The 261-nt window shown below is 72.8% G+C and carries 1 protein-coding gene; it reads right to left on the bottom strand.

Annotated elements, in window-relative coordinates; all coding sequences use genetic code 11:
• On the bottom strand, positions 1-261 hold a 261-nt coding region (locus tag SB754_RS21045), incomplete at both ends, for an NAD(P)-binding domain-containing protein (RefSeq protein WP_410784289.1).

Raw genomic sequence — 261 nt, 5'->3', positions numbered from 1 at the left:
AGTCCGGATTCGTACCCGCCGATGACGATGACGTCGCCGTCCCGCGGCGCCCAGGCGTTGGCGGACCCGACGGGATCCGCGAAGGCGGCGCCCGCGACGCGCGGTGCGAGCGGATCCGAGAACTCGCCGCCCGCCCAGACGACCGAGCGGGCGGCGATGGATCCGCGTTCGCTCTCGATTCGGAAGGTCCCCTCGCCCGGTGTGATCGAGGTGACGGCGGTGTGGTCCATGACCGGCAGACGGAAGTGCCCGGCGACGGCC

The organism is Leifsonia sp. SIMBA_070 (assembly GCF_046534635.1).
Classification (GTDB): Bacteria; Actinomycetota; Actinomycetes; order Actinomycetales; family Microbacteriaceae; genus Leifsonia.
The sequence above is the reverse complement of the archived record's forward strand: the minus strand, read 5'-3'. Positions and strand labels throughout refer to the sequence as shown.